Consider the following 7,742-nt stretch of genomic DNA (forward strand, 5'->3'; position numbering starts at 1 on the left):
TTCCTGGAGCGGGGGTTCGACGCGGTGTCCGTCGCGGAGGTGGCGGCGGCGGCCGAGATCTCCAAGCCGACGCTGTTCCGGTACTTCCCGGCCAAGGAGGATCTGGTGCTGTACCGGATCGCCGACCACGAGGGGGAGGCCGCGCGGGTGGTGGCGGAGTCCGGGGAGCCGCCCGTGGAGGCGCTGCGGCGGCACTTCCTGGCCGGCCTGGAGCGGTGTGATCCGGTGACCGGGCTCAACGACGATCCCCAGGTGCTGGCCTTCCACGCCCTGCTCTACGGGACGCCCGCCCTGGTCGCCCGGGCCCACACGCACCAGGAGCGGTCCGAGGCCGCGCTCGCCGAGGTGCTCGGGGGCGACCTGGACGCGCGGCTCGCCGCCGGGCAGCTCATGGCCGTCCTGCGGGTCCTGGCGCTGGAGAACTGGCGGCGGATCTCGGCCGGGGAGCGGGTGGCGGACGTACGGCCCGACGCGGTGGCGGCGGCGGAGCGGGCCTTCGACCGGCTGGCGGCCGGGCTGTCTCCGGGCCGGTAAAGAAGCGAGACCTGGTAATAGATTTAACTCGGTAACGATTTTTGGGTACGCTCGGTGGAATGACGTCGACCGAGCCTGCCCTCCAGCACGTCCTCGACCGTGAACGCGCCCACCACGAGCGCTGCCGGGACGCCCTCGCCGCGATGGTCGAGGGCGCCGGTGAGCAGGTCGTCGCCGGCGAGGACGTCTCCGCGTCCGGTGCCGACGCCGAGGTCCTCGGGTACCGGCTGCGCAGCCGGGCCAAGGCGCTGCGGGAGCTGCCGCAGGGGCCCTTGTTCTTCGGTGCCCTGCGCGGGGAGCGGGGCGAGCTGCACATCGGACGGCTGCGGATCTCCGAGCACCCGGCCGAACCGCCCCTCGTCGTGGACTGGCGCGCACCCGTCTCCCGCGCCTTCTACCAGGCCTCCGCCCGGGACCCGCAGGGCGTCGCCGTACGGCGGAGGTTCGGCTGGGCGCCCGGCAGCCGCGGGGACTCCGCCGACCTGACCGGTCTGGAGGACGAGCACCTCGACCGGGGCGAGTCCCGGGACAGCGAGATCGTCGCCCGGGAGATCGAGCGCCCCCGGGTCGGGCCCATGCGGGACATCGCCGCCACCATCCAGCCCGAGCAGGACGACCTGGTGCGCGGGGACCTGGCCCGGTCGGTGTGCGTGCAGGGCGCGCCCGGCACCGGCAAGACCGCCGTCGGCCTGCACCGGGCGGCCTATCTGCTCTACACCCACCCGCAGCGCATCCGGCGCGGCGGTCTGCTGATCCTCGGCCCCAACCGCACCTTCCTGTCGTACATCGCGGAGGTCCTGCCGGCCCTCGGCGAGACGGGCGTGCGGCAGTCGACGCTGACCGGGGAGATCGCCCGTCAGCCGGTCGGCGCCGTCGACGACGAGTCCGCCGCCGTCGTCAAGCACGACGCCCGGATGGCCCGGGTGCTGCGGCGGGCGCTGTACGCGCGCGTGCGCACCGCGGGGACCGGCTCGCTCGCCGTGCCGGACGGGGCGTACCGGTGGCGGGTGCCGCAGGCGGAACTGGAGCGGATCGTGACGGACGTGCGGGAGGAGGAACCGCCGTACGGAGTCGGCCGGGAACGGGTGCGGGCGCGGATCGTGCGGAGCCTGCGCGAACAGGCCGAGCGGCGGGCCGGGCCGCCCCCCGCCGCCTGGGTGCGCCGCGTCGAACGGGCGCGGCCCGTGTCCGCGTACCTCGACGCCGTCTGGCCCCGCGTGCGGCCCGAGGAGGTCGTGGCCGAACTGCTCGGTGACCCGGCGGCGTTGGCGGCGGCCGCCGACGGGCTGCTCGACGCCGGGGAGCAGCGGGCGCTGCTGTGGGGCAAGCCGCCCCGGTCGTGGAAGTCGGCCCGCTGGTCGGCCGCCGATCTGGTGCTGCTCGACGAGGTGGCGGGGCTGATCGAGCACCCGGAGGGGTACGGGCACGTCGTCGTGGACGAGGCGCAGGACCTGTCGCCGATGGAGTGCCGGGCCATCGCCCGCCGGGCCCCGTTCGGCTCGCTGACGGTCCTGGGCGACCTGGCGCAGGGGACGACGCCGTGGGCGGCGCGCTCGTGGCCCGAGACCCTCGCCCACCTGGGCAAGCCGGACGCGGCCGTGGTCGCCCTCACCACGGGCTTCCGCGTGCCCCGGGCCGTGGTCGGACTCGCCAACCGGCTGCTGGAGCGGCTGGACGTGGAGGTGCCCGCGGCCCGTTCGCTGCGCGCGGACGGGGAGTTGAGCATGCGGCGGACGACCCCCGAGGCGGTGCCCGCGGCGGTCGTGGACGCCGTACGGGACGCGCTGGGGCGGGAGGGCTCGGTCGGGGTCGTCGCGGCGGACGCGGACGTGGCCCGGGTGCGATCCGCCCTGGACGCGGCCGGTATCGCGACGGCGGGCCCGGAGGAGCTCGGCGCACGGGTCTCGCTGGTGCCGGCGAGCATGGTCAAGGGCCTGGAGTACGACCATGTCGTGGCCGTCGAGCCGGCGGCCGTCGCCGAGGCCGAGGAGCGAGGACTGCACCGGCTGTACGTGGTGCTGACGCGGGCGGTGACACGGCTGGACGTGGTGTGCGGCCGGCCGCTGCCCTTCTGACCGGCGGCGGTCGGAGCCCGGGCAGTGCGGGTGCCGCCCGCTCGGCCGGCCAGGGCGGCACCGCCCCGCCTCAGTCGGACAGCCGGTGGGCTTCCGCGAAGGGGCCCTTCCCGCTGAAGGCGTGTTCCGCGAAGCGTTCGCCGATGCGGCGGTGCGTGGCGGCGTCCGGGTGGACCCGGTCCGGCAGCGGGAGTTCGGCCGCGTCGGCCTCGCCGTAGAGGTCGAGTCCGTCGAGGTAGTACAGGTGGGGGTCCTCGGCCGCGCGCTGACGCACGATGCGGGCCATCTCCTCGCGGACGACGCCGAGCGTGAGCTTCCCGGCGGGGATCTCCGCCGGGTCTCCCATGGCGGCGAACAGCAGCCGGCCCTCCTCGACCGCGCTCAGGTCCGGGGCCGTGGGCCCGGGGGTGTCCTCGTGGATGGCGCAGTGGATGGGGGAGACGAGCAGCAGCGGGGTGTCGGGGTGCCCCTCTCGGATCGTGTCGAGGAAGCCGTGCAGGGCCGGCCCGAAGGCGCGCCGCCGCATCACGTCCTGGTTGACGATGTTGATGCCCGTCTTGACGCTGATCAGGTCGGCCGGGGTGTCCCGCAGGGCCCGCGCGGTGAACGGGTCGAGCAGCGCGCTGCCGCCCAGCCCCAGGTTGATCAGCTCCACCCCGCCGAGCAGCGCGGCGACGGCGGGCCACACGCCCGTCGGGCTCGCGGCGTCGGTGCCGTGGCTGATCGAACTGCCGTGGTGCAGCCAGATCCGGCGGCCCCGGTCCGGTGCGGGCTCGACGGGCGCGTCGGTGCGCAGGGCGACGAGCTCGGTGGTCTCGTTGTGCGGGAGCCAGATCTCGACGTCCTTCTCGCGCGCGGGCAGACCGGTGAAGCGGACGGTGCCGACCGGGCCCTCGGTCACCGTGCCGTTCCCCGTGGCCATGTCGATCGTCAGGACGTTGCCGCCGGTCCCCGGGGCCTGCCCGGCCGGGCGGCCGTCGACGCGCAGGTCGTACAGACCGTCCGGGCGGGGCGGGAAGCCGCTGTAGTCGCGCTTGGTGCGCAGGACGTCCAGCTCGACGGCGGTCGCGGCGGTGCGGAAGGCCAGCCGTACGCCGGAGGGCTGGGCCTCGGCCATGGCCAGCTGCGGGTCGGTGTTCTGGGCGCGGGCCCGGGCCGGCAGCCGGTGCGGGAGCAGTCCGTGCTCGGTGCGCTCCACGTCGAGGGCACCGCGCAGCAGGTCCGCGGTGAGGGGCGTGGTGATCCAGTCGGGCTCGGTGTGCATGGTGTCAGCCTCGGGGGTCCGTAGGGGGTTCGCCCGGTGCGGGCCAGTTGCGCAGCAGCGTGTCGAGGGCGTCGAGGATCCGGGCCCAGGTGACGTCGGTGTCGGGCGCGCTGTGGCTGAACCCGCCGCCCAGCTCCAGGCTGACGTAGCCGTGGAAGACGCTGCCCAGCAGCCGGACGGCGTGGGTCTGGTCTGGTTCCGCCAGGTCGTAGCCGCGCAGCAGGGCCCGGGTCATCTGCGCGTGCCGGACGCCGGCGCTCGCGGCGGCCGTCTCGGGGTCCAGCCGCAGCTGGGCGGCGGCGTAGCGGCCGGGGTGCTCCCGGGCGTAGTCGCGGTAGACGTTGGCGAGGGCGGCCAGCGCGTCCTTGCCGGCCCGCCCGGCCAGGGCCTCGGCGGCGCGGTCGGCCAGTTCCGTGAGCGCGAGCAGGGCGATCCGGGTCTTCAGGTCCTGGGAGTTCTTCACGTGCGAGTACAGGCTGGCGACCTTGACGTCGAACCGCCGGGCCAGCGCCGAGACGGTGACCCGGTCGAAGCCCACCTCGTCGGCGAGTTCCGCACCGGCCCGGGTCAGCCGCTCCGGGGTGAGTCCTGCGCGTGCCATGCGGTGCTCCCTTCTGCCAAAAGGGATTGTGCACCTGCCTAATCCTTTTAGGCAAACCCTCATCCTGCTTAGGTCCCCTTCGGGGTCCCGCTCGCGAGCGCTCGCAGCCTCCTTCCCCGCCGGGTGGGTCCCCATGGCTTCAGGACGGAGATCGCGGTCATGAAGACGTAGGCGGACAGCGAGACGACCGGCCCGAACAGCACGTGTCCGGCGTCGGGCAGCGGCCCGCCGGCGGTGACGGCGGTGACGGCCGCGCTCACGCCGGGGCGCAGGGCGAACGCCGTGGCGGCGGTGGTGGCGAGGGTCAGCCAGAACTTCGTCACGACCCACCGGTGCCGCGCCAGCCCCCACGCTGTGCCCAGCGACAGCACCAGACCGCTGAGGAGCGTCAGGAGCGCGACGGGCAGCAGCAGCCAGTCGGCGAAGAGCAGCATGGCGCGCACGGAGGCCTCCACGCTCACGGCGGAACCCGTGGTGGCGGCGGTGATGCCGAGCGCGAGCAGCCCGAGCGTGAGCCCGAGCCAGCTCGCGGAGGCGGTGACGTGCACGACGAGCACGGCCCGCCGCGCGGACCGGCCGAGCTTCGGTTTGGAGATGGTGGTGTTCACCCGGACCACGGTGCCGGGAACCATCTGCCCGGACGTCTGACGACGGGAGTAACCGGGAGTACTGACGTGGGCGTACGGCCGGAGTGTCGGCGGCGGCGACTGGCGTCGGGGCATGACCGGCCCCTCATCTCACCGCGGTCCGGGACTCGTACGACACCGTCGCCGCCGAGTACGCCCGGCGGGTCCCCGCGCCGGCCGGGCTGGACCCGGTGCATTCGGCGTGGACCTCTCACCGAGGATGGTCGAACTGGCCCGGGCGGCCCACCCGGAGCTCCGCTTCACCACCGGCTCGATGGCGGCCCTGGACATCGCCACCGGCGAACTCGGCGGCGTCCTCGCGTACTACTCCACCCACCACACCCCGCCCCGGCACCTGCCCGCCGTCTTCGCCGAGATCCACCGCACGCTCGCGCCCGGCGGCGTGCTGATGCCGGCCGGTCACGTGGGCGACGGCGAGCGGCTGCACCCCACCAGCGCCTACGGCGACCGCCCGGTGTCCTCTACGTCGTACCTGCTCTCCCCGGACCGCATCGCCGCACTCCTGGAGGAAGCGGGGCTCGTGGTCACGACCCGCCTGGTGCAGGAACCGGAGGGCGGCTCGAAGAGACGGTCGGGCACGTTCCTGGCGTACAGGACCGACGACTGGCGCGGAACGGCGTGATGGCCCGGGCCGTCCGCCGGGAGGGGCCGGAAGGGTGGTGTGGCGCACTGTTGCAAGCGGGTGCTTGCAATAGTTAGCGGAGTGCTGCACTGTGGAGTCATGGCATCGCTCAACGTCGGCAATCTCGGTGACTACCTGCGCGAGCAGCGGCGCAACGCGCAGCTGTCGCTGCGGCAGCTCGCCGACGCCGCCGGCGTGTCCAATCCGTACCTGAGCCAGATCGAGCGCGGGCTGCGCAAGCCGAGCGCGGAGGTGCTGCAGCAGGTCGCCAAGGCCCTGCGGATCTCCGCCGAGACGCTGTACGTCCGCGCCGGGATCCTCGACGCCGAGCGTGACCGGGACGACGTCGAGACCCGCGCGGTCATCCTCGCCGATCCCACGCTGCACGAGCGGCAGAAGCAGGTGCTGCTGCAGATCTACGAGTCGTTCCGCAAGGAGAACGGGTTCGGGAGCGGTGACGGTGCGGACGCCGCGGAAGCGGTGGACGGCGCGGTGGCCGGGCCCGGAGACGGGGACGGGCACGCTCCCGACGCCGGCCTCGGGACACGCCGGGCCGGCACTTCCGACGCCGACCGGCTCGCGGAGTTCCCTGCCGACAGCGACAGCGACAGCGACAGCTCCGGCGACGGCAGCGGTCCGGGTCCCGCCGCGCCGGCTCGCCGTACCCGCAAGGCCCAGGGCGGTACACCCGCCACCCGCCGCCCCCGCAGAGGCACCGGCGGAAGCGACACCGATCCACGGCAGACGGCCGGCTGAGCCGGACCAGGGCACCGGCCGCCGCCGCGGATCACACGAACCCTCAGCCGAACCCTCAGACAGAAATCCGGGAGGACCATCACCATGGCCATCACCGACGACCTGCGCAAGACCCTCAGCGACCCGACCCCGCTCTACTTCGCGGCGGGCACCGCCGACCTCGCCCTTCAGCAGGCCAAGAAGGTGCCGGCCCTGGTCGAGCAGCTGCGGTCGGAGGCGCCGGCCCGGTTCGACGCCGTGCGCAACACCGACACCAAGGCCGTTCAGGAGAAGGCCTCCGCCCGGGCCAAGGAGGCTTCCGCCCGCGTCAAGGAGACGCAGGAGACCCTCCAGAACAAGGTCACCGAGTTCATCGGCTCCTTCGACGTCAAGAAGATCGGCAGCACGATCGACGCGGACCTGAAGAAGTTCGGCGAGAGCGCCCAGGACTTCGCGCTGCGCGGCGTCGGCGTGGCCGCCGAGTACGCCGTCAAGGCCCGCGAGACCTACGAGAAGGTCGCCGAGCACGGCCAGCAGGCCGTCCGCACCTGGCGCGGCGAGGCCGCCGACGGCATCGAGGAGGTCGCCGAGAGCGTCGAGGAGCTGGCCATCGCGGTCGAGCCGAAGTCCGAGCCGGTCGAGGTCAAGGACGAGCCGGCGAGGCCCGCCCAGGTCATCGCCTCCGAGGCCAAGGCCGCCGCGGCGGCGAAGAAGGCCCCCGCCGCCAAGAAGGCCCCGGCGCGCAAGACCACCACCGCCAAGAAGACGACGCCCCCGGCGAAGTAGCCGGCGGCCGACGCGGGCCGGGCACCCTGGGGGTGCCCGGCCCGTTGTACGGGTACGGTGACCGCGTAGGGACGAGCCGAGTCGGGTGGTGGACGTTGTGCTGATGCAGGGCTTCGCAGGGTTTATGTGGCTTCTGAGCATGGCCCTGATCGTGTTCAGCGGCTTCGCTCTGCTGGACGCCGCCGTGCGCCGGGAGGACGCCTACCGCGCGGCCGACAAGAAGACCAAGCCGTTCTGGCTGATCATCCTCGGGATCGCCTTCGTGGTGAACCTGCTCTTCCCGATCCTGTCGTTCCTGCCGATCATCGGCCTGATCGCGACGATCGTGTACATGGTCGACGTACGGCCGGCGATCCGGGCGCTCCCGGGCGGCGGCCGCAGCAACCGGGGCTCCAGCAGCGACGGCCCGTACGGCCCGTGGAACGGCGGCCGGTAGAACCACCCCGCGGCGGCGCCCCCGTCGCCCCCGTCGCCCGGC

At 73.9% G+C, this 7,742-nt stretch carries 8 protein-coding genes and 1 pseudogene; 6 read left to right on the plus strand and 3 right to left on the minus strand.

Going from position 1 to position 7,742, the window contains the following annotated elements:
* A partial coding sequence (locus RIN80_RS21880; protein ID WP_309097333.1) for a TetR family transcriptional regulator occupies nucleotides 1-534 on the plus strand: 534 nt, incomplete at its 5' end.
* Nucleotides 535-593: 59 nt separating this feature from the next.
* Complete coding sequence (locus RIN80_RS21885) at nucleotides 594-2,609, plus strand: AAA family ATPase (RefSeq protein ID WP_309097334.1); 2,016 nt, start codon at nucleotides 594-596, stop codon at nucleotides 2,607-2,609.
* A 70-nt stretch (nucleotides 2,610-2,679) separates the two neighbouring features.
* Here RIN80_RS21885 and RIN80_RS21890 read toward each other — a convergent pair whose 3' ends face one another.
* The 3 genes from RIN80_RS21890 to RIN80_RS21900 all read right to left on the minus strand — a co-directional run bounded on the left by RIN80_RS21890 (nucleotide 2,680) and on the right by RIN80_RS21900 (nucleotide 5,082).
* Nucleotides 2,680-3,873 carry a GDSL-type esterase/lipase family protein gene (locus tag RIN80_RS21890; protein ID WP_309097335.1) on the minus strand — a complete coding sequence of 398 codons (1,194 nt, stop codon included), beginning with the start codon at nucleotides 3,871-3,873 and terminating at the stop codon, nucleotides 2,680-2,682.
* A 4-nt stretch (nucleotides 3,874-3,877) separates the two neighbouring features.
* Nucleotides 3,878-4,474 (minus strand): TetR/AcrR family transcriptional regulator, encoded by a 597-nt coding sequence (locus RIN80_RS21895; RefSeq protein WP_309097336.1) that lies wholly within the window; start codon nucleotides 4,472-4,474, stop codon nucleotides 3,878-3,880.
* Nucleotides 4,475-4,542: 68 nt separating this feature from the next.
* Nucleotides 4,543-5,082, minus strand: coding sequence for a DUF2269 domain-containing protein (locus RIN80_RS21900; RefSeq protein ID WP_309097337.1), 540 nt, complete (start codon nucleotides 5,080-5,082; stop codon nucleotides 4,543-4,545).
* Between the two features lie 125 nt (nucleotides 5,083-5,207).
* On the opposite strand from RIN80_RS21900, the pseudogene RIN80_RS21905 reads away from it, so the two are divergent.
* The 4 genes and pseudogenes from RIN80_RS21905 to RIN80_RS21920 form a co-directional block, all read left to right on the plus strand.
* Nucleotides 5,208-5,743: pseudogene (locus RIN80_RS21905) on the plus strand (class I SAM-dependent methyltransferase); the annotation flags it as partial.
* A 99-nt stretch (nucleotides 5,744-5,842) separates the two neighbouring features.
* On the plus strand, nucleotides 5,843-6,499 hold the full coding sequence (locus RIN80_RS21910) for a helix-turn-helix transcriptional regulator (protein ID WP_309097338.1): 657 nt from the start codon (nucleotides 5,843-5,845) through the stop codon (nucleotides 6,497-6,499).
* An 84-nt stretch (nucleotides 6,500-6,583) separates the two neighbouring features.
* On the plus strand, nucleotides 6,584-7,264 hold the full coding sequence (locus tag RIN80_RS21915; RefSeq protein WP_309097339.1) for a hypothetical protein: 681 nt from the start codon (nucleotides 6,584-6,586) through the stop codon (nucleotides 7,262-7,264).
* Between the two features lie 103 nt (nucleotides 7,265-7,367).
* Nucleotides 7,368-7,700, plus strand: coding sequence for a DUF2516 family protein (locus RIN80_RS21920; RefSeq protein ID WP_309097340.1), 333 nt, complete (start codon nucleotides 7,368-7,370; stop codon nucleotides 7,698-7,700).
* Nucleotides 7,701-7,742 lie beyond the last annotated feature (42 nt).

Origin of the sequence: Streptomyces sp. (assembly GCF_031181705.1) — a bacterium.
GTDB lineage: Bacteria > Actinomycetota > Actinomycetes > Streptomycetales > Streptomycetaceae > Streptomyces.

Bases quoted from the DNA above. Each gene is read 5' to 3' on its own strand.
- RIN80_RS21885 (WP_309097334.1), top strand. From the start codon at position 594: ATGACGTCGACCGAGCCTGCCCTCCAGCACGTCCTCGACCGTGAACGC.
- RIN80_RS21890 (WP_309097335.1), bottom strand. From the start codon at position 3,873: ATGCACACCGAGCCCGACTGGATCACCACGCCCCTCACCGCGGACCTG.
- RIN80_RS21895 (WP_309097336.1), bottom strand. From the start codon at position 4,474: ATGGCACGCGCAGGACTCACCCCGGAGCGGCTGACCCGGGCCGGTGCG.
- RIN80_RS21910 (WP_309097338.1), top strand. From the start codon at position 5,843: ATGGCATCGCTCAACGTCGGCAATCTCGGTGACTACCTGCGCGAGCAG.
- RIN80_RS21915 (WP_309097339.1), top strand. From the start codon at position 6,584: ATGGCCATCACCGACGACCTGCGCAAGACCCTCAGCGACCCGACCCCG.
- RIN80_RS21920 (WP_309097340.1), top strand. From the start codon at position 7,368: ATGCAGGGCTTCGCAGGGTTTATGTGGCTTCTGAGCATGGCCCTGATC.